The following is a 17,514-nucleotide window of genomic DNA, read 5'->3' on the forward strand; positions in this document are numbered from 1 at the left end:
AGCTGTAAACAAAATAAATAATTGGGGGGGGGGGCTGCCCCGCGAAGGCGTCGGATCAGCCCACACATGCGTCACAGGCCCACCGCTTTCGCGAGCAAGCCCGCTCCCACAGGGGTATTCGCTGGTTTAGAGAATGATCTCGGCTGCAGGTTTGACATCGATGCGGCCGGTGGCACCGGTCAGGTGCGCCAAGTCCTTGTTGTGTTCAGCGATGATGTCTTCGGCGCTCATGTTGCCGTTGTCGAGGGTGGAATGGGCGTCCGCGGCAAGCACCACGTCGTAGCCCAGTTCATGCGCCTTGCGCACGGTGGCGTTGACGCAGTAGTCGGTCTGCAGGCCGCAGATGATCAGGCGTTCGAAGTCTTCGCTGGGCAGCAGTTTGCCCAGGTCGGTCTGGTAGAACGAATCCGGGGTGGTTTTGCGTAAGCGTAGATCTTTTGCTTCAGTCAGCAGGCCTTCGGCCAGTTGCCAGCCTTCGGCACCGTGGGCCAGCGGACTGTCCTCTTCTTCATGCTGAATCAGCACCACCGGCACGCCAGCCTTTCGCGCGCGGGTGCTGAGCTGGTTGATGGTGTCGATCACGCGGTGGATGTCGAAGCACTGGTATTGGCCCGAGCAGAGCGCCTGTTGGACGTCGATGATCAGCAATGCAGTAGGCATGATGGGTCTTCCTTGATCGATCCTCGAAACAGGGGCGGACCTGAATCCGCCCCCTTTTTACGCCACTCAGTAACCCAGTGACAACCCGGTATTACGCCGTGGATCGTTGGCCCCGTAGAAACGGTTGTTGCCCACCGGTTTACCGCCCAGCGACGGCGCACCTACCAGGATCGCGGCGATGTGGTTGGCATCCTGTGGGCCGGCAAATTTGTGGCCCCAGCTTTCGAGGATTTTCTTCGTGTCGGGACTGGCGGCGTAGTCTTCGAGGTTGGTCTGCTCGGGCATCCATTGCTGGTGGAAGCGCGGCGCGTCGACCGCTTCCTGCAGCCCCATGCCGTAGTCGATGACGTTGAGCATGGTCAGCAAGGTCGCGGTGATGATGCGGCTGCCACCCGGCGTGCCGACCACCATCACCACTTTGCCGTCCTTGGTGACGATGGTCGGGCTCATCGACGACAGCGGGGTTTTGCCCGGAGCGATGGCATTGGCCTCGCCCTGCACCAGACCGTACATGTTCGGCACGCCGACCTTGGAGGTGAAGTCGTCCATTTCGTCGTTGAGGATCACCCCGGTCTTGCTCGCCATCACCCCAGCGCCGAACCAGTCGTTGAGGGTGTAAGTCACCGACACCGCGTTGCCCCACTTGTCGACGATCGAATAGTGCGTGGTGTTGTTGCCTTCATGCGGCGCGACGCCGGGTTTCAGTTCGGCGGAGATCCCGGCCTTCTGCGGCTGGATCGCGTTGCGCAGTTTGGTCGCGTAGTTCTTGTCCAGCAGATGCTCGATCGGATTCTTCACAAAATCCGGGTCACCCAGATAGCTGTTGCGATCGACATAGGCGTGACGCATCGCTTCGATCTGGTAGTGCATGCCCTGGGCCGAATGGAAGCCCAGATCCTTCATCGGATAGCCTTCAAGAATGTTCATGATCTCGCAGATCACCACGCCGCCGGAGCTTGGTGGTGGCGCCGAGACCACGTGGTAACCACGGTAATCGCACTCAACCGGCGCCAGTTCGCGGGTCTTGTACTTGTCGAGGTCGGCCTGGGTGATGATGCCCTTGTTGGCCTGACTGGACGTGACGATGGCGTCGGCCACCCAGCCCTTATAGAAGCCGTCAGCACCTTTTTCGGAAATGGTGCGCAGGGTTTTCGCCAGATCCTTCTGCACCAGTTTCTGCCCGACCTGCATCGGCTCGCCGTTGTGCAGGAAGATCGACCCGGAATCACGCATGTCCTTTTTGAACACATCGGTGGCGTAGTCCAGCAGATCAACGTCGCCCTGCTCCAGCTCGAAGCCGTCTTCAGCCAGTTTGATCGCCGGGGCGATCATTTCCTTGCGCGGTTTGGTGCCGTACTTGCTCAGCGCCAGCTCCATGCCCGACACCGTGCCCGGCACCGCCACGGCGAGGTGACCACGGGTGCTCAGGTCGGGAACGACGTTGCCGTCCTTGTCCAGATACATGTTGGCCGTCGCCGCCAGTGGGGCTTTTTCGCGGAAGTCGAGGAAGGTCTTGCGCCCGTCCGCCAGTTGAATGGTCATGAAACCTCCACCGCCGAGGTTGCCTGCCGCGGGATATACCACCGCCAGTGCATAGCCCACAGCAACCGCCGCATCCACCGCGTTACCGCCGTTTTTCAACACATCGACGCCGACATGGGAGGCCAGGTGCTGGGCGGTGACCACCATGCCGTTCTCGGCGGCAACCGGTGCCACGGAGGCGGCGTGGGCCATGAGGCAGCTCAGTGCCAGTGAAGTCGCAATCAGCGTTTTGGCCAAAGGTTCGTACTTCATGAGTCGATCTCTTTTTTGTTTTTGGGTTCTGTGCAGAGCAGAAGGGAACGCTGCAAAAGCACCAAGCAGTATGGTCGCTATTGCGATTTGCGCCTCCCCGATCAGGCAGTATGCTGGTTGCCGTTGCCGCGCCGACCCGGAGTTTTGCCCATGCCCTACACGTTCATCACCCTGCCCTCACCGGTCGGCGAATTGAAGCTGGTTGCGAACGGCTCACGACTGGCGGCCATCCTCTGGGAAAACGACAAACCGGGCCGGGTGCGCCTCGGTCCGATGAGCGAAGCGCCGGACAATCCGCTGCTGCAGCGAACCGCACAGCAGCTTGAAGAATATTTTGCCGGCAAGCGTGATCGCTTCGACCTGGAACTGGATTTTGTCGGCACCGATTTTCAGAAAAAGGTCTGGGCGGCGCTGCTGACGATTCCATTTGGCGAAACCCGCACCTACAGCCAGATCGCCGAGCAGATCGGTAACCCAAGCGCCGTGCGCGCGGTGGGAGCGGCGAATGGGCGCAATCCGATTTCGATCGTGGCCCCGTGTCATCGGGTGATTGGCGCGTCGGGGAAGTTGACCGGGTTTGCGGGTGGGCTTGAGGCCAAGGAAAGATTGCTGACGCTGGAGGGAGGTGACTGGTCTGATGTCGGTAGAACAGGCGACCTGTTTTAACCTGTAAATGCCATTGTGTGGCGAGGGAGCTTGCTCCCGCTCCGGTGCGCAGCCCTGGCAAAAACCTGGGACCGCTGCGCAGCCCAGCGGGAGCAAGCTCCCTCGCCACAATGGATTGGCGCTGAATCAGGTGTTGAACAGATTATTCATCGCCGCATACTGCAGCAGCATGATGGTCTTGGCGTCGCAGATTTCGCCGCGTTGGAACGCCGCCAGTGCTTCGTCGAAACCCCACTCGAGCACTTCCAGTTCTTCGGTTTCCTCTTCCAGTCCGCCACCCTCGCTGACCTTCGACTTCGCATCGTACTCGGCAATAAAGAAGTGCAGCTTTTCGGTCACCGAGCCAGGGCTCATGTAAGCCTCGAATACCTTCTTCACGTCATGCACGCGGTAGCCGGTTTCCTCTTCGGCCTCATCGCGAATCCGCTGTTCCGGCGCAGCACCTTCCAGCAGCCCCGCTGCCACTTCGATCAACAAGCCGTCGTGGCCGTTGACGAACACCGGCAAACGGAATTGGCGGGTCAGCACCACGGTACGCTGTGCGCGGTTGAACAACAGGATCGCCGCACCATTGCCACGGTCGTAAACCTCGCGCGTCTGCCGCTGCCAGTCGCCGTTATTGCGCAGATAGTCAAAGGTGATTTTCTGCAACAGGTACCAGTCGTGGGACAACACCTCGGTGTCGACAATGTTGACCCGCTCGGCTGTCTTGATCATGACGCCAGATCCTTGTGCCATCGGAAAACGTCCATAGTCGATTAATCGCGCCCACAAAAAAAGCCCGGCAGCGCTACCGGGCTTCTTTATTTACGATTAACGGGCGAGACGCGATAACGCTTCATCCGTTTCCTGCACTGCTGTGCGGACGCCGTGAATCAGCGGCCCATAACGCCGGCTGAACTCCCAGTTATACGGCACGCGATCCTTGCTGACACCGTTATCCCAGTTCACCGACCAGGTCATCAGCCCTTTGATCGGCAGTCCTTTGATCGCCAGACGCTTGAGCGCATTGCCCACTGCGGTGCTGTCGATCACATAACCGGTGGCGGCCGCATCGACGTTGGCCGGCAGGCCGATGACGAATTTGTCCGCCGGGATTTTGGTGAAACCGCGGGTTCCGGTCACCAGACTTTCGGTCAGGTAATAGAGGAAGTCCTCTTTCAGCGCATCGTTGTTCTGCGCGATCCACGCGCCATTGCCGTTATTGGCTTCCGGCACCCAGACTCCGTCGCCGCCCTGGTTGTAGAACTGCGGGGCGATGAAGTCGTAATAGCCTTCGAGTGCCTGCAGGTAACCAACGTATTTGCCGTTGGTGGTCAGGTACGGAAACTCCGGGGCCATGCTGATGATGAAGTGCTTGCCCTGGCCTGCGTAGTGATCCTTGACCAGTTTCAGCGCGGCTGGCAGCACGGTCTTGTTGGCAGCGAAATCAATCGCGCTCTGTTCAAGATCGATGTCTAACCCATCGAAGCCGTAGGTTTCCACCAGACGGATGATTTCATTGGCCAGCGGTTGTTCCTGCCCGCTGCGCAACTCGATGTGTGCATCGGCGCCCCCCAGGGACAGCAGCACCGCCCGCCCCTGGCTGTTGAGTACGCCGACCTGACGCCGGAACTCGGCATCGGAGACGTTGTACGGCTTGAAAGTCGGAATTCCGCTGCCCTTCATGAACGCCACCGCGATCACGTTGTACTCCTTGGGCACGGCTTCCAGAGCGATCTCGGCGAATCGGCCCTGGCGATAGCCGTCACTCGGACCCGCTGGCCAGTTGTGCCAGAAGCCCATGAGTATTTTTTTGCCGGCGATGCTCGGCATCAGCGAGGCCGCGTCGGCCGCCTGGTTTTGCACTAGCGTGAAGTCGATATTTGACATGTTCTAATCCTTCAGAACCTGTGGGTTGAGCGTAACGCCGTTATTTGAAGTCGACGTCGAACGCCTGATAGAACGCGTTGCCGGTGTTGGCGACGATCCACATCAATACGATGACGTGACGACCCTTTTTATTGGCCGGCAATTTCACCGAATGATTGACCTTGGCCTTCAATTCCCCCGGATAGCTGTAATACGGCACTTGAGTGTAGAAGTCTTCGGCGAAAGGCTGCGCCTCGAGCTGTGCACGGGAAATACGCTGTTTCGGATCCCAGCCATCCTTGGTGATCATCCAGCGATAGCCACGGGTGGTGTGCGGCGCGGTGTATTCCCACTTCACTTCCAGCGTCTGGCCCGGGGTAACGCTGAGCAGCGGCCAGTTGAACGGACGGTTGAGCTTCTTGCTCATTTCCTCGTCGGTGAAGTTTACGCAGTCACGGGCATCGGTCTTGCCGCCGCTGAGAATGTAACCATCGGCGGGCGGTGTGACGCTGTCACTGTCGCTGCCATAGGGAGCAGGAAAAGGCCCTGCCACGAGCGCCGGGAAGTTCTTGCCGCCTTCCATTTCGTTGACCTGCCAGGCACCGAGCAATCCTTGCTCGATGGCTACCGCACCGCGGCTGGCTGGAGAGGTGACGCGACCGTGTCGCAGTTGGGTTTGAGCTTGTGGTTGATTCATGTTTTTCACTCCGTTGATTTAAGAACTCTCCTGTCCGAGGAGAGGCCTTCAAGCTAACGGAGGTGGTTTTTTTGTCCATCGGCGGTTTTGTCGCAGGCAATCGACCGCCCGCATTGAAAACACCGAAAATACTGGATGGATATCCAGTCAATTGCGACAACACCCACCTGACGCATGGCTAAAGGCCTACACGCCGACACAGCAAAAACCCGCATTCACCACTCACTCCAGTTGTGCCTGGTATTCCTTTTCGTACTGCCCGGCGAGCTGTTCTTTTTGCTTGTCGTCAAGCAATTTGCCTGCCATCTGGAAGAACTTCTGTTCCTCTTCCTTGAGATGGTGATGAACCTTGTCCGAGAGTTTCTTGGCGGTCGCCAGCCACGCCGGACTGGACATCTCGGTCTCGTCCAGCTCTTCCATCATCTCGTCCATTTCATGGTGCTCGGAGATGGCATGGCGACTGAGGTCGACACCGTTGTCGAATTCCATCAGCGGGATGTAGAAGTGGCGTTCTTCGGCGGTTTCATGGGCCTGCAGTTCAGCCTTGAGCTGTTTGTAGGCCTCAACCCGCTCCGGAGTATCACCGCTGGTTTCGACCAGGGCTTTGGCGTAGCTGCGCTGGCGGTCATGGCTTTCGCGAAGGGCTTCGAAAATATTCATGGGGTGATCCTCATCAGTCGCGTTCGGAAATGACGCTGTAAAACCTAGACCCCGACGTCTCAGCGACGGTTCCAAAGGCTTGAGGAAGGACTTGGAGGACGCCCCCCCGGCAGGATAGGCTGCGGATTCACCTCACAAGGAAGTTGCGCATGACGTTACGAATCGAGCTGTCGCAGAACCCCACGGAAGAACAACGCAAGGCCATTCTCGAGCCTTTGATTGCGTATAACGACGCCCAGACCGGTGGTTCCGTGTCAGAACCCTTCGCCCTGCTGGTGCGCGATGAACACGACGCGATTCTCGGCGGTTTGTATGGCCGGGTGATTTTTACCTGGATGTACATTGAGTTGCTGTGCGTCCCGGAACAGGGCCGCGGACAACGCATCGGCTCGGAACTGATGGCCATGGCGGAAAATCTGGCCCGAGAGAAGAACTGCCTGGGCATCTGGCTGGACACCTTCGATTTTCAGGCGCCGGAGTTTTACAAGAAGTTGGGATTCAGCCAGTTTGGCGAGATCGTGGACTACCCGCCGGGGCATAGCAGGCATTACTTCCAGAAGCGTTTGAAGGGTTGAACCTCAAGGGCCCTTCGCGAGCAGGCTCGCTCCCACAATGGAATGCATTTCAAAAGTGGGAGTGAGCCTGCTCGCGATGGCGGCAGCCGCCTCAACGCAAGATCAGAGGCAGGTCGCCAACCCCGCCAACCGGCGCTTGGCGACAAAGTCATCCTTCTGCACGTAATAATTGAGCACGGTCCCCGACGCATCGCTGGTCACGTCGACAAACGACTCCGCCGAACGCGTATACACCGTCGAGCCACCCTTCTTGCCCGGTTGCAGATAGGCCCCCGCATCCACGCCAAACACCGCTTCGTCCTGCCAGGCGAATTGCACGCACTGGGCCACGACTTGCTCGGGCTTGTCCGAGGTCAGAACCTTGTAAGGGGCTTTGGTGCGAGAATCATCCATCACCGAACCCGCGCAGCCAGCCAGCACGGTCGCGGCCAGCGCTACCATCAGAATTCGCATTGCATTCGCTCATTCAGAAAAAAGCGGACTGTATCACCGCAACAGGCAAAATCGTTCTGCTTTACTGCATTTATAGCGCGACACGCATCGGCCGCTCCGGCACCCTAAGGTCATCAGCCTCACAAGGAACACACATGGCGCCCACCGACCAGCGACATGAACAAGCCCTGAAACTGTTTCTCGACGCGCGCCCCGACCTGCGCGAAACCCTCGATCATCTCAATCCGCTGCTGGCCCAGGCCAAGGGCGAAACCCCGGCGCAATATCGTGAAGAACGCCTGCACGAAGCCTTCGAGGCCGAGGCGGAGTATCAAGGCCTGTTCGCCTGGGAACTGACCTTGCTCCTGACGGCAGCAACGCCCGAGGACTATCAGGCCCAGCGCATGGAGGTGCACCGCGAGGTGGCGGAAATGGCGCACATGAGCTGGCCGGATTATTGCGACCTGTATGGGTTAGAACCGTAACCGCCGCTCAAGGATATCGCCGCCGATGCTGCCTTCGACCTCGACTCACCGCGCCACGTCCGGACATCTGCACCGGCAGAAGTGGCGTGGCCGTATCGGTCTGGCACTGGTGGCCAGTCTGTCGGTGCTGGCGGGCATGACCGACGCGATCGGCTTCATGGCCAGCGGCGATTTCGTTTCGTTCATGAGCGGCAACACCACGCGGCTGGCGGTGGCGATCAGTGACGGCGACCTCGGACTGACGCTGCGCCTGATCATCCTCGTCGTCACCTTCGTGATCGGTAATGCCTTGGGGATCGTGATCGGGCGCCTCGGTGGTCGGCGCACATTGCCCTTGTTGCTGTGCATCGCCACCTTGCTCTGTCTGGCGGCTGCCTGGCCGTATGACACGCAACTGCCGGCGCTGCTCGCGGCGATCATCGCGATGGGCATGCTCAACGCGGCGGTCGAGGAAGTGAACGGTCTGCCGGTCGGCCTGACCTACGTGACCGGAGCGTTGTCGCGGTTCGGCCGTGGACTGGGGCGCTGGATGCTCGGCGAACGCCGTAACGGCTGGCGGGTGCAACTGGTGCCATGGAGCGGGATGTTCATCGGCGCGATTCTCGGCGCGGTGCTGGAACAGCATTTCGGGCTTCGGGCATTGTTCGCCAGCGGCTTGCTGGCTGCTGTGCTGGGCGTGCTGTCCCTGAGCATTCCGCGGCGTTGGCAACTGGGCTATATGCCCCGCTGAAATACGATCCTGTGGGAGCGGGCTTGCTCGCGAAAGCGGTGCATCAGTCAAAGATGTTTTGAATGACCCAACGCCTTCGCGAGCAAGCCCGCTCCCACAGAGGGCATGCGCCTGACTTCGGTTTCGCGGATGCCGTCATAAAGCTTTATCATGGCCGCAGTTTTGCTGATCGAGTCCGTCATGAAGTTCGCCATCGCGCTGTTTTCCGCCGCCCATGCGCCCTCCTCGCGCCGTGCCCTGCTGTTTGCGCAGGCTGCGCTGGCCGGCGGGCATGAGATTGTCCGGCTGTTTTTCTATCAGGACGGCGTCTACAACGCCTCGGACGCGGTGGTCACCCCGCAGGACGAACTGGACCTGCCCAAACAGTGGCGCGCGTTCATCAGCGAGCAGCAACTGGACGGCGTGGTGTGCATCGCCGCCGCCCTGCGCCGTGGTGTGCTGAATGACGAAGAAGCCAAACGCTACCAGCGTGATGCCGTCGCGGTCAGCGCGCCGTGGGAATTGTCCGGCCTCGGCCAGTTGCACGATGCGGTGCAGGACGCCGATCGACTGATCTGTTTCGGAGGCGCGTGAGATGGCCAAATCGCTGTTGATCATCAGCCGCCAGTCGCCGTGGTCCGGCCCCGGCGCCCGCGAAGCGCTGGACATCGTGCTGGCCGGCGGCGCGTTCGATCTGCCGATCGGCCTGCTGTTTCTCGACGACGGCGTGCTGCAACTGGCCGCTGGACAGAACGCCAAGGCCCTGCAACAGAAAGACCTCAGCGCCAACCTGCAGGCGCTGCCGATGTTCGGCGTCGAAGAACTGTTCTACTGCGCCGACAGCGCCAGCCATCGTGGCCTGAGCAGTCTGTCGCTGGACGAAGCGCAGCCGCTCGGTGCCAGCGAAATCACCGCCCTCATTGACCGCTACGACCAGGTGATCACCCTCTGATGTCGACTTTGCATGTGTTGTCTCATTCCCCGTTCGGCGACGATCGCCTGAGCAGTTGCCTGCGCGTGATCGGCGCTGCCGACGCCTTGCTGTTATCCGGCGATGCCGTTTACGCCCTGCAATCTGGCACCGCGCCGTTCAACACGCTGAACGAGCGCCGGGTCAAGCTGTTCGCCCTCGCCGAAGACCTGCAGGCCCGTGCCATCGTTGCTCCCGACTGGGCCGAGGCCATCGATTACCCGGCCTTCGTCGAACTGTCGATCCACCACGACAAGGTCAACAGCTGGCTATGAATTCCATGACTGTCGGCGCCCGCGCCATCGAACTGGACAAGGACGGCTTTCTGGTCGACCTCGACGACTGGTCCCATGACGTCGCCAGCGCCCTCGCCGCCGCTGAAGACATCGAACTGACTGCGGAACACTGGGAAGTCCTCGAACTGCTGCGCAGCTTCTACGCAGAATTCCAGCTGTCGCCGGCCACCCGCCCGCTGATCAAGTACACCGCACTCAAACTCGGCCCGGACAAAGGCAACAGCCTGCACCTGAACCGATTGTTCAAAGGCACCCCTGCCAAACTCGCCGCGAAACTGGCGGGCCTGCCCAAACCGACGAATTGCTTATGACCGACTTTCCAGCGCTGACCCTCGAAACGCCCGCCGAACACCCGTTCGCACCATTCGTGCGGATCCTCGGCAAGGGCAAGCGCGGTGCCCGCGACCTGACCCGCGAGGAAGCACGGGAAGCCATGGGCATGGTGCTCGACGACAAAGTCGAAGACACCCAGCTCGGCGCCTTTCTGATGCTGCTGCGGCACAAGGAAGAAAGCGCCGAGGAAATGGCCGGTTTCACCGAAGCCCTGCGCGAGCGCCTGTCAGCACCAACGCTGAACGTCGATCTGGACTGGCCGACCTACGCCGGCAAGAAACGCCATCTGCCGTGGTACCTGCTGTCGGCCAAGTGCCTGGCGCAAAACGGCGTGCGGATCTTCATGCACGGCGGCGGCGCGCATACCGCCGGGCGTCTGTACACCGAACAACTGCTTGGCGAGTTGAACATTCCGCTGTGCCGCACCTGGCAACAGGTCGGCAGCTCGCTGGACAACGGTGGTCTGGCGTTCATGCCGCTGATGGACTGGGCGCCGCAGTTGCAGAAGATGATCGACCTGCGCAACACCATGGGCCTGCGTTCGCCGATCCATTCGCTGGCACGGATTCTCAATCCGCTGCACGCGCGTTGTGGCCTGCAAAGCATTTTCCACCCGGGCTATCAAGCGGTGCATCGCGAGGCCAGCGGTCTGCTCGGCGACACGGCGATCGTGGTCAAGGGCGATGGCGGCGAAATCGAGATCAACCCGGATGCCGACAGCCACCTCTATGGCACCACAGGCGGCGAGAGCTGGGACGAGGAATGGCCGCAACTGTCGAGCCAGCGCCACGTCAAACCGGCCTCGCTGGATGTCGAGCATTTGAAAGCGGTTTGGCGCGGCGAGGTGGTCGACAGCTATCCGCAGATGGCGCTGATCTCGACCATGGCCTTGGCCCTGCGCGGTCTCGGTCAAAGTCGCGAGCAAGCGTTCGAAACCGCCGAGCAATACTGGGCTGCGCGTAACAAATCGATTTAACCGATCATCGACGCCCGATCTTTGCGCTTTTTGTTCGAACTCATCGGAATAGACTCGGCTCCAACGCTTATTGGATTCAGGAGTCTTGATCATGGGTTTACTCGTCGACGGCCACTGGCAGGACAAGTGGTACGAAAGCAGCAAGGACGGCGCGTTCCAGCGCGAACAGGCGCAGCGCCGTCACTGGGTCACCACTGACGGCCAGCCAGGGCCGAGCGGTGAAGGCGGTTTCGCCGCCGAAGCCGGGCGCTATCACCTTTACGTTTCCCTCGCCTGCCCCTGGGCACACCGCACGCTGATCCTGCGCAAGCTCAAAGGCCTGGAAAATCTGATCGACGTCTCCGTGGTCAGTTGGCTGATGCTGGAAAACGGCTGGACCTTCGACAAGGCCCACGGCTCGACTGGCGACAAGCTCGATCACTTCGATTTCATGCACCAGCGCTACACAGCCGACACGCCCGACTACACCGGCCGCGTCACCGTACCGGTGCTGTGGGACAAAAAACTCAAGCGCATCGTCAGCAATGAATCGGCGGAAATCATCCGCATGTTCAACAGCGCCTTCGATGACCTGACCGGTAACGAGCTGGACTTTTACCCCGCGCCGTTACTCGGCGAGATCGATGCACTGAACGAACGGATTTATCCCGCAGTCAACAACGGCGTGTATCGCGCTGGGTTCGCCACCTCGCAACAGGCTTATGAAGAGGCGTTCGATGAGGTGTTTGCCGAGCTGGATCACTTGGAACGGGTGCTGGGCGCCAATCGCTATCTGACGGGTGAATACCTGACCGAGGCCGATGTGCGACTGTTCACCACGATGATTCGCTTCGATGCGGTGTACCACGGACACTTCAAGTGCAATCTGCGGCGGATTGCTGATTATCCGAACCTGTCGAACTGGCTGCGTGAGCTGTATCAGTGGCCGGGGATTGGCGAGACGGTGGATTTTCAGCACATCAAAAATCACTACTACGGTAGCCACAAGACCATTAATCCGACGGGGATTGTGCCCAAGGGGCCGAAGCAGGATTTCACCATCGCTCATGATCGGGAGCGGCTGAGCGGGAAAGGAGTTTGGCGGCGGGGTTAATTGATTCGGTGTTTTTGAGGGCCTCTTCGCGAGCAAGCCCGCTCCCACAGGTGATTTGTGCATGACACAGATCCAATGTGGGAGCGGGCTTGCTCGCGAATGAGGGCAACTCGGTTTTCAGACTTGCGCCTGAGCCCCTTCAAACCACGCCAGTTTCTCGCGCAACTGCACCACTTCACCGACGATCACCAGGGTCGGCGCATGCACTTCATGCTCCGCCACCAGGCGTGGCAGATCGACCAGCGTGCCAGTAAAGACCCGCTGATTGACCGTAGTGCCCTGCTGGATCAACGCCGCCGGAGTGTCCGCCGAACGACCATGCTTGATCAGTTGCTCGCAGATCACCGGCAAGCCCACCAGGCCCATATAGAACACCAGCGTCTGCGCCGGGGCGACGAGGTCGGCCCAAGGCAGATCGGTGGAACCGTCCTTCAGGTGCCCGGTGACAAAGCGTACCGACTGCGCGTAATCGCGATGGGTCAGCGGAATCCCGGCATACGCCGCGCAACCGCTGGCCGCCGTGATACCCGGCACCACCTGGAACGGAATGCCGTGGGCCGCCAGTTCTTCGATCTCTTCACCGCCGCGACCGAAGATGAACGGATCACCGCCCTTCAAGCGCACCACGCGCTTGCCAGCCTTGGCCAGATCGACCAATTGCTGGTTGATCTGATCCTGTGGCACCGCGTGATCAGAGCGACGCTTGCCGACATAGACGCGCTCGGCATCGCGACGGCACAGCTCAAGAATCGCCGGAGCGACCAAGCGGTCGTACAGCACCACGTCGGCTTGCTGCATCAGGCGCAAGGCGCGGAAGGTCAGCAGATCCGGATCACCCGGCCCGGCCCCCACCAGATACACCTCACCGGTGGTGACGGGCGCTTCGCCATCGATCTTGGCCTGCAACAGACGTTCGGCCTCGCTGCCCTGCCCGGCCAGTTGCCGATCGGCAATCGGCCCCTGAAACACGTCTTCCCAGAAACCACGACGTTGCTGCACATCCGGAAACAGGTTTTTCACCTGATTACGGAAACGTGCGGCCAGTCCGGCCAATTGGCCATAAGTTGATGGAATCCAGGTTTCGATCTTGGCCCGAATCAGCCGCGCCAGCACCGGCGCATCGCCGCCGCTGGACACCGCGATGATCAGCGGCGAGCGATCGACGATCGCCGGGAAGATCACGCTGCACAGCTGCGGCGCGTCGACCACATTGACCGGCACGCAACGCCGATGGGCATCGCTGGAGACTTGAGCGTTGAGCGTTTCGTCGTCGGTGGCGGCGATGATCAGCCCGCAACCGTCCAGATCCGTTTCCACGTAACCACGCAGCAGACATTCGCCACCGCTGGCGCTGACCAGTTCGCGCAGTTGCGCTTCGATTTCAGGTGCGACCACCCGCAGCAGCGCACCGGCATCGGCCAGCAGGCGGGATTTGCGCAAGGCAATTTCCCCCCCACCGACCACCAACACACGACTGCCGCGCAGGTTGTGAAACAGCGGCAGATATTTCATTTAGCCGATGACCTCAAGGCCACCCATGTACGGCTTCAGTACGTCCGGCACACGGATCGAACCGTCGGCCTGCTGGTAGTTTTCCAGCACGGCAACCAGGGTACGACCGACCGCCAGACCCGAACCGTTGAGAGTGTGTACCAGCTCAGGCTTGCCGGTTTCCGGGTTGCGGAAACGCGCCTGCATGCGGCGGGCCTGGAAGTCGCCGCAGTTGGAGCACGACGAGATTTCGCGGTACTTGTCCTGACTCGGAATCCACACTTCGAGGTCGTAGGTCTTGACGGCGCTGAAGCCCATGTCGCCGGTGCACAACGCCAGAGTGCGGTAAGGCAGACCCAGCAGCTGCAGGACTTTTTCGGCGTTGGCAGTCAGGCCTTCCAGCGCTTCCATCGACGTCGACGGCTCGACGATCTGCACCATTTCAACTTTGTCGAACTGGTGCTGACGGATCATGCCGCGAGTGTCGCGACCCGACGCGCCGGCTTCGCTGCGGAAGCACGGGGTGTGGGCGACGAACTTGATCGGCAGCAGTTTCGAGTCGACGATTTCGCCGGCCACGATGTTGGTCAACGACACTTCGGCGGTCGGAATCAGGTACAGATCGGCTTCGCCTTCGCGAGCGATCTTGAACAGGTCTTCCTCGAACTTCGGCAGTTGACCGGTGCCTTGCAGCGCCGGAGCCTGAACCAGATAAGGCGTGTAGGCCTCTTCGTAGCCATGCTCGTTGACGTGCAGGTTGATCATGAACTGCGCCAGGGCGCGGTGCAGACGGGCGATCGGGCCGCGCAGCAGGGCGAAACGCGCGCCGGACAGCTTGGCCGCGGTTTCAAAGTCCAGCCAGCCGAACTTCTCGCCCAGTGCAACGTGGTCTTTCACTTCGAAATCGAACTGCGTCGGGGTGCCCCAGCGGCGCACTTCGACGTTGTCGTCTTCGTCTTTGCCGACCGGTACCGATTCGTGCGGCAGGTTGGGGATACCCAGCAGGATCGAGTCCAGCTCGGTCTGGATCGCGTCCAGCTCGACTTTACCGGCACTCAGCTCGCCCGCCATGCGCTCGACGTCCGCCATCAGCGGCGCGATGTCTTCGCCGCGCTGCTTGGCCTGACCAATGGATTTGGAACGCGCGTTACGCTCAGCCTGCAGTGCTTCGGTGCGGGTCTGGACGGTCTTGCGCTGTTCTTCCAGCGCTTCGATGCGCGCGGTATCCAGGGCAAAGCCACGGGAAGCCAGGCGGTCCGCTACGTCCTGAAGGTTGCTACGTAACAGTTTGGAATCGAGCATGTCGGTTTCTCGTTATCAAAGTTTGGTCAGGGACAGGCCGGCCCATGTCGCGAGCAGCCCGCCGAATACGCTGATTGCCGCATAGCCCAGGGCCAGCGGCACTTGCCCGCTTTCCAGCAGACGCACCGTATCCAGTGAAAAGGATGAAAAAGTCGTCAGCCCTCCGAGGAAGCCGACGATCAACCCGGCACGCACCTCGATCGGCACCTCCGGGCGTATCAGAAACAGGCCGTACAACACGCCAATCAGCAGACAGCCCACGATATTAACGGCCAGCGTCGCGGTATAGAAGTGCCGCGGCCAATTGGCGTTGACCCAATTGCCGGTGGCGAAGCGCAACAGGGTGCCGGCAATTCCGCCGACGGAGACCGCAACGATCAATGGAAGCACTATTTTCTCCGCTGTCTTGGGCTTAAACGGTCGAGTTGGGCGAGGTGGTTGAGCTTCTCGCCGATCTTCAATTCCAGGCCACGGGGCACCGGTTGGTAGAACGGAATCGGTTCGAGCTCTTCCGGGAAATAGTCTTCGCCGGCGGCATAGGCGTCCGGCTCGTCGTGGGCGTAGCGGTATTCGTCACCGTAGCCCAATTGCTTCATCAGCTTGGTTGGGGCATTGCGCAAGTGCAGCGGCACTTCCAGCGAACCGTATTCGGCAGCGGCGCGCAGCGCAGTCTTGAAACCCATGTACACCGCGTTGCTTTTCGGCGCACAGGCCAGATAGGTAATGGCCTGGGCCACCGCCAACTCGCCTTCCGGACTGCCGAGGCGCTCCTGCACTTCCCACGCCGCCAGGCACAGGCTCAGGGCACGCGGGTCGGCATTGCCGATGTCTTCGCTGGCCATGCGCACCACGCGCCGCGCCAGATACAGAGGATCACAGCCGCCGTCGATCATTCGCGCGAACCAGTACAGCGCGCCATCGGGGTTGGAACCGCGCACCGATTTGTGCAGCGCCGAGATCTGGTCGTAGAACGCTTCGCCGCCCTTGTCGAAGCGTCGCCGGGTGTCGCCGAGCAGGCTTTGCAGCAGCTCGGTGCCCATCTCGCTGTTGTCTTCAGCCAGATCCGAGGCGTTCTCCAGCAGATTGAGTAGGCGCCGGCCATCGCCATCGGCGGCCGACAGCAGCATCTGGAAGCCTTCATCGCTGAGGGTCAGGTTGCGTTTGCCCAGCCCGCGCTCTTCGGTGAGTGCGCGGTGCACCAGTTTGCGCAGCGCGGTCTCGTCGAGGCTTTTCAGCACATAGACGCGAGCCCGCGACAACAGCGCGTTGTTCAATTCAAACGAAGGGTTTTCGGTGGTGGCGCCGATGAAAATCAGCGTGCCGTCCTCAACATAAGGCAGGAACGCATCCTGCTGCGACTTGTTGAAACGGTGCACTTCATCGACGAACAGGATCGTGCGCTTGCCGTACTGGCCGGCCTGCTGCTTGGCGATTTCCACCGCCTGACGGATCTCCTTGACCCCGGCGAGCACCGCCGAGACCGTTTCGAAGTGCGCATCCGAGACTTCCGCAAGCAATCGCGCGAGGGTGGTCTTGCCCACGCCCGGCGGCCCCCAGAAGATCATCGAATGCAGGGCACCCTGCTCCAGCGCCTCACGCAGAGGCTTGCCGCGAGCGAGCACGTGTTCCTGACCGACGTACTCATCCAGATTGGTCGCGCGCAAACGCGCGGCCAGTGGCTGGGCAATCGGTGCACTGCGAAACAGATCCATCACGTAGCGTTGAAACCTCTGATTATCTGAAACCTGGGGTAAACCCTGTGGCGAGGGAGCTTGCTCCCGCTGGACTGCGCAGCAGTCCCCGCTTTTGATTCAAGAGCGGGGCCGCTTCGCGCCCCAGCGGGAGCAAGCTCCCTCGCCACAAAAGCTCCAAGCCACAACAGCCCAACCCGGGATCCGGGGTTTATTCCTGGATAACGTCAGCACCCTTCGGGATGTCGAACTTGAACTTCGACGCCGAGACAGGTTCGTTGGCCTTGACCCCGGTGAACAGGATGTTGGTGCGCTGACCGACGCTGTCGACCAGTTGCATGTCATTGATCAGACCATTACGGAACGACAGGCGCAGGCTGTCGAACAGGGTGTCCTTGGTCTTCGGCTTGAGGGTGAAGTCGATCACGCCGCCCGCCTCTTGCGCGCTGATCGCAAAGCTCTGGTTGATCTTCGACACATCACCGGACAGCAGCAGCGCCGGGGTCTGGGTCAGACGCTCGTCGAGCTTCTTGATGGTGGCCTGTTCCAGGTCCGGGTCCCACAGGGTGACTTTCTTGCCATCGGAGACCATGGTCTGCTCGTTTGGCGCTTCGGTGTGCCAGTAGAACAGGCCCGGACGCTGCAGAACCATATCACCGCGAGTTTCCTGCAACTGCGTGCCGCTGCCGTCGAGGGTCAGCTGGGAAAAATTCGCGGTCAGGGTTTTCGATGTTTCCAGCAATTGGGTCAGGCGCGCCACGTCCTTGTCATCGGCGTGGGCCGTGAAAGTGGTCAGCGCCAGTACTGGCAACAGCATGCGGATAAGACGCATG

21 protein-coding genes and 1 pseudogene are annotated in these 17,514 nt (G+C 60.6%); 10 read left to right on the forward strand and 12 right to left on the reverse strand.

Annotated elements, in window-relative coordinates:
* Positions 1-126: 126 nt before the first annotated feature.
* Positions 127-660, reverse strand: a complete 534-nt coding sequence (locus NTD85_RS06365) for a cysteine hydrolase family protein (RefSeq protein WP_103486088.1) — start codon at positions 658-660, stop codon at positions 127-129.
* A gap of 66 nt (positions 661-726) precedes the next feature.
* Positions 727-2,454 (reverse strand): gamma-glutamyltransferase, encoded by a 1,728-nt coding sequence (ggt, locus tag NTD85_RS06370; RefSeq protein WP_201138119.1) that lies wholly within the window; start codon positions 2,452-2,454, stop codon positions 727-729.
* 150 nt (positions 2,455-2,604) lie between these two features.
* Between ggt and NTD85_RS06375 the strand changes: the two genes are divergently transcribed.
* A complete protein-coding gene (locus tag NTD85_RS06375; protein WP_262141727.1) occupies positions 2,605-3,120 on the forward strand; it encodes a methylated-DNA--[protein]-cysteine S-methyltransferase in 516 nt (171 codons plus the stop codon).
* Between the two features lie 126 nt (positions 3,121-3,246).
* Here NTD85_RS06375 and NTD85_RS06380 read toward each other — a convergent pair whose 3' ends face one another.
* The 4 genes and pseudogenes from NTD85_RS06380 to NTD85_RS06395 form a co-directional block, all read right to left on the reverse strand.
* A complete protein-coding gene (locus NTD85_RS06380) occupies positions 3,247-3,837 on the reverse strand; it encodes an NUDIX domain-containing protein (protein WP_103521197.1) in 591 nt (196 codons plus the stop codon).
* Between the two features lie 153 nt (positions 3,838-3,990).
* Positions 3,991-4,992: pseudogene (locus NTD85_RS06385) on the reverse strand (chitinase); the annotation flags it as partial.
* Positions 4,993-5,032: 40 nt separating this feature from the next.
* Positions 5,033-5,668 (reverse strand): lytic polysaccharide monooxygenase auxiliary activity family 9 protein, encoded by a 636-nt coding sequence (locus NTD85_RS06390; RefSeq protein ID WP_003223871.1) that lies wholly within the window; start codon positions 5,666-5,668, stop codon positions 5,033-5,035.
* A 222-nt stretch (positions 5,669-5,890) separates the two neighbouring features.
* Entirely contained in the window at positions 5,891-6,328 is a 438-nt protein-coding gene (locus NTD85_RS06395) for a hemerythrin domain-containing protein (protein ID WP_003223870.1), read from the reverse strand.
* A gap of 149 nt (positions 6,329-6,477) precedes the next feature.
* Here NTD85_RS06395 and NTD85_RS06400 point away from each other — a divergent pair, with 149 nt between their 5' ends.
* A complete protein-coding gene (locus NTD85_RS06400) occupies positions 6,478-6,903 on the forward strand; it encodes a GNAT family N-acetyltransferase (protein WP_003223869.1) in 426 nt (141 codons plus the stop codon).
* Between the two features lie 102 nt (positions 6,904-7,005).
* On the opposite strand, the gene NTD85_RS06405 is transcribed toward NTD85_RS06400, so the two are convergent.
* Positions 7,006-7,356, reverse strand: a complete 351-nt coding sequence (locus tag NTD85_RS06405; RefSeq protein ID WP_103486093.1) for a hypothetical protein — start codon at positions 7,354-7,356, stop codon at positions 7,006-7,008.
* Between the two features lie 134 nt (positions 7,357-7,490).
* Between NTD85_RS06405 and NTD85_RS06410 the strand changes: the two genes are divergently transcribed.
* The 8 genes from NTD85_RS06410 to NTD85_RS06445 all read left to right on the forward strand — a co-directional run bounded on the left by NTD85_RS06410 (position 7,491) and on the right by NTD85_RS06445 (position 12,197).
* Positions 7,491-7,820: a DUF6388 family protein gene (locus tag NTD85_RS06410; RefSeq protein ID WP_262141728.1), complete on the forward strand. Its 330-nt coding sequence runs from the start codon at positions 7,491-7,493 to the stop codon at positions 7,818-7,820.
* A gap of 25 nt (positions 7,821-7,845) precedes the next feature.
* Complete coding sequence (locus NTD85_RS06415; RefSeq protein WP_003223866.1) at positions 7,846-8,550, forward strand: YoaK family protein; 705 nt, start codon at positions 7,846-7,848, stop codon at positions 8,548-8,550.
* Positions 8,551-8,730: 180 nt separating this feature from the next.
* Positions 8,731-9,123, forward strand: a complete 393-nt coding sequence (tusD, locus tag NTD85_RS06420) for a sulfurtransferase complex subunit TusD (RefSeq protein WP_027614682.1) — start codon at positions 8,731-8,733, stop codon at positions 9,121-9,123.
* 1 nt (position 9,124) lies between these two features.
* Positions 9,125-9,481, forward strand: a complete 357-nt coding sequence (gene tusC, locus NTD85_RS06425) for a sulfurtransferase complex subunit TusC (RefSeq protein ID WP_103521193.1) — start codon at positions 9,125-9,127, stop codon at positions 9,479-9,481.
* Complete coding sequence (gene tusB, locus NTD85_RS06430) at positions 9,481-9,774, forward strand: sulfurtransferase complex subunit TusB (RefSeq protein ID WP_262141729.1); 294 nt, start codon at positions 9,481-9,483, stop codon at positions 9,772-9,774. Before tusC ends, tusB begins: the two co-directional genes overlap by 1 nt.
* Complete coding sequence (locus NTD85_RS06435; RefSeq protein ID WP_003223861.1) at positions 9,771-10,106, forward strand: TusE/DsrC/DsvC family sulfur relay protein; 336 nt, start codon at positions 9,771-9,773, stop codon at positions 10,104-10,106. The genes tusB and NTD85_RS06435 overlap by 4 nt, the downstream gene beginning before the upstream one ends.
* The gene (locus tag NTD85_RS06440; RefSeq protein ID WP_262141730.1) at positions 10,103-11,104 is read left to right on the forward strand and encodes a glycosyl transferase family protein; all 1,002 of its coding nucleotides are present in this window, start codon (positions 10,103-10,105) and stop codon (positions 11,102-11,104) included. Before NTD85_RS06435 ends, NTD85_RS06440 begins: the two co-directional genes overlap by 4 nt.
* A 91-nt stretch (positions 11,105-11,195) precedes the next feature.
* The gene (locus NTD85_RS06445) at positions 11,196-12,197 is read left to right on the forward strand and encodes a glutathione S-transferase family protein (protein ID WP_262141731.1); all 1,002 of its coding nucleotides are present in this window, start codon (positions 11,196-11,198) and stop codon (positions 12,195-12,197) included.
* Positions 12,198-12,314: 117 nt separating this feature from the next.
* Here NTD85_RS06445 and cysG read toward each other — a convergent pair whose 3' ends face one another.
* The 5 genes from cysG to lolA all read right to left on the reverse strand — a co-directional run bounded on the left by cysG (position 12,315) and on the right by lolA (position 17,513).
* On the reverse strand, positions 12,315-13,709 hold the full coding sequence (gene cysG / locus NTD85_RS06450; protein WP_262141732.1) for a siroheme synthase CysG: 1,395 nt from the start codon (positions 13,707-13,709) through the stop codon (positions 12,315-12,317).
* Positions 13,710-14,990: a serine--tRNA ligase gene (gene serS, locus NTD85_RS06455; protein ID WP_003223852.1), complete on the reverse strand. Its 1,281-nt coding sequence runs from the start codon at positions 14,988-14,990 to the stop codon at positions 13,710-13,712.
* A 15-nt stretch (positions 14,991-15,005) separates the two neighbouring features.
* Positions 15,006-15,380, reverse strand: a complete 375-nt coding sequence (crcB, locus tag NTD85_RS06460; protein WP_003223851.1) for a fluoride efflux transporter CrcB — start codon at positions 15,378-15,380, stop codon at positions 15,006-15,008.
* Positions 15,380-16,702, reverse strand: a complete 1,323-nt coding sequence (locus NTD85_RS06465; protein WP_003223849.1) for a replication-associated recombination protein A — start codon at positions 16,700-16,702, stop codon at positions 15,380-15,382. The genes crcB and NTD85_RS06465 overlap by 1 nt, the downstream gene beginning before the upstream one ends.
* Positions 16,703-16,892: 190 nt before the next feature.
* Positions 16,893-17,513 (reverse strand): outer membrane lipoprotein chaperone LolA, encoded by a 621-nt coding sequence (lolA, locus tag NTD85_RS06470; protein ID WP_262141733.1) that lies wholly within the window; start codon positions 17,511-17,513, stop codon positions 16,893-16,895.
* Position 17,514: the final 1 nt, after the last annotated feature.

It is taken from the genome of Pseudomonas sp. 13B_3.2_Bac1, from assembly GCF_025466205.1.
In the GTDB taxonomy this organism is placed as follows: Bacteria; Pseudomonadota; Gammaproteobacteria; order Pseudomonadales; family Pseudomonadaceae; genus Aquipseudomonas; species Aquipseudomonas fluorescens_H.

What these genes read in the sequence shown, in the direction of transcription:
- NTD85_RS06410 (WP_262141728.1), top strand. Translation starts at nt 7,491, where the DNA reads ATGGCGCCCACCGACCAGCGACATGAACAAGCCCTGAAACTGTTTCTC.
- NTD85_RS06375 (WP_262141727.1), top strand. Translation starts at nt 2,605, where the DNA reads ATGCCCTACACGTTCATCACCCTGCCCTCACCGGTCGGCGAATTGAAG.
- NTD85_RS06390 (WP_003223871.1), bottom strand. Translation starts at nt 5,668, where the DNA reads ATGAATCAACCACAAGCTCAAACCCAACTGCGACACGGTCGCGTCACC.
- NTD85_RS06440 (WP_262141730.1), top strand. Translation starts at nt 10,103, where the DNA reads ATGACCGACTTTCCAGCGCTGACCCTCGAAACGCCCGCCGAACACCCG.
- NTD85_RS06365 (WP_103486088.1), bottom strand. Translation starts at nt 660, where the DNA reads ATGCCTACTGCATTGCTGATCATCGACGTCCAACAGGCGCTCTGCTCG.
- NTD85_RS06445 (WP_262141731.1), top strand. Translation starts at nt 11,196, where the DNA reads ATGGGTTTACTCGTCGACGGCCACTGGCAGGACAAGTGGTACGAAAGC.
- serS (WP_003223852.1), bottom strand. Translation starts at nt 14,990, where the DNA reads ATGCTCGATTCCAAACTGTTACGTAGCAACCTTCAGGACGTAGCGGAC.
- NTD85_RS06405 (WP_103486093.1), bottom strand. Translation starts at nt 7,356, where the DNA reads ATGCGAATTCTGATGGTAGCGCTGGCCGCGACCGTGCTGGCTGGCTGC.
- lolA (WP_262141733.1), bottom strand. Translation starts at nt 17,513, where the DNA reads ATGCGTCTTATCCGCATGCTGTTGCCAGTACTGGCGCTGACCACTTTC.
- ggt (WP_201138119.1), bottom strand. Translation starts at nt 2,454, where the DNA reads ATGAAGTACGAACCTTTGGCCAAAACGCTGATTGCGACTTCACTGGCA.
- NTD85_RS06465 (WP_003223849.1), bottom strand. Translation starts at nt 16,702, where the DNA reads ATGGATCTGTTTCGCAGTGCACCGATTGCCCAGCCACTGGCCGCGCGT.
- tusC (WP_103521193.1), top strand. Translation starts at nt 9,125, where the DNA reads ATGGCCAAATCGCTGTTGATCATCAGCCGCCAGTCGCCGTGGTCCGGC.
- tusB (WP_262141729.1), top strand. Translation starts at nt 9,481, where the DNA reads ATGTCGACTTTGCATGTGTTGTCTCATTCCCCGTTCGGCGACGATCGC.
- NTD85_RS06415 (WP_003223866.1), top strand. Translation starts at nt 7,846, where the DNA reads ATGCTGCCTTCGACCTCGACTCACCGCGCCACGTCCGGACATCTGCAC.
- cysG (WP_262141732.1), bottom strand. Translation starts at nt 13,709, where the DNA reads ATGAAATATCTGCCGCTGTTTCACAACCTGCGCGGCAGTCGTGTGTTG.
- NTD85_RS06395 (WP_003223870.1), bottom strand. Translation starts at nt 6,328, where the DNA reads ATGAATATTTTCGAAGCCCTTCGCGAAAGCCATGACCGCCAGCGCAGC.
- NTD85_RS06400 (WP_003223869.1), top strand. Translation starts at nt 6,478, where the DNA reads ATGACGTTACGAATCGAGCTGTCGCAGAACCCCACGGAAGAACAACGC.
- tusD (WP_027614682.1), top strand. Translation starts at nt 8,731, where the DNA reads ATGAAGTTCGCCATCGCGCTGTTTTCCGCCGCCCATGCGCCCTCCTCG.
- NTD85_RS06435 (WP_003223861.1), top strand. Translation starts at nt 9,771, where the DNA reads ATGAATTCCATGACTGTCGGCGCCCGCGCCATCGAACTGGACAAGGAC.
- NTD85_RS06380 (WP_103521197.1), bottom strand. Translation starts at nt 3,837, where the DNA reads ATGATCAAGACAGCCGAGCGGGTCAACATTGTCGACACCGAGGTGTTG.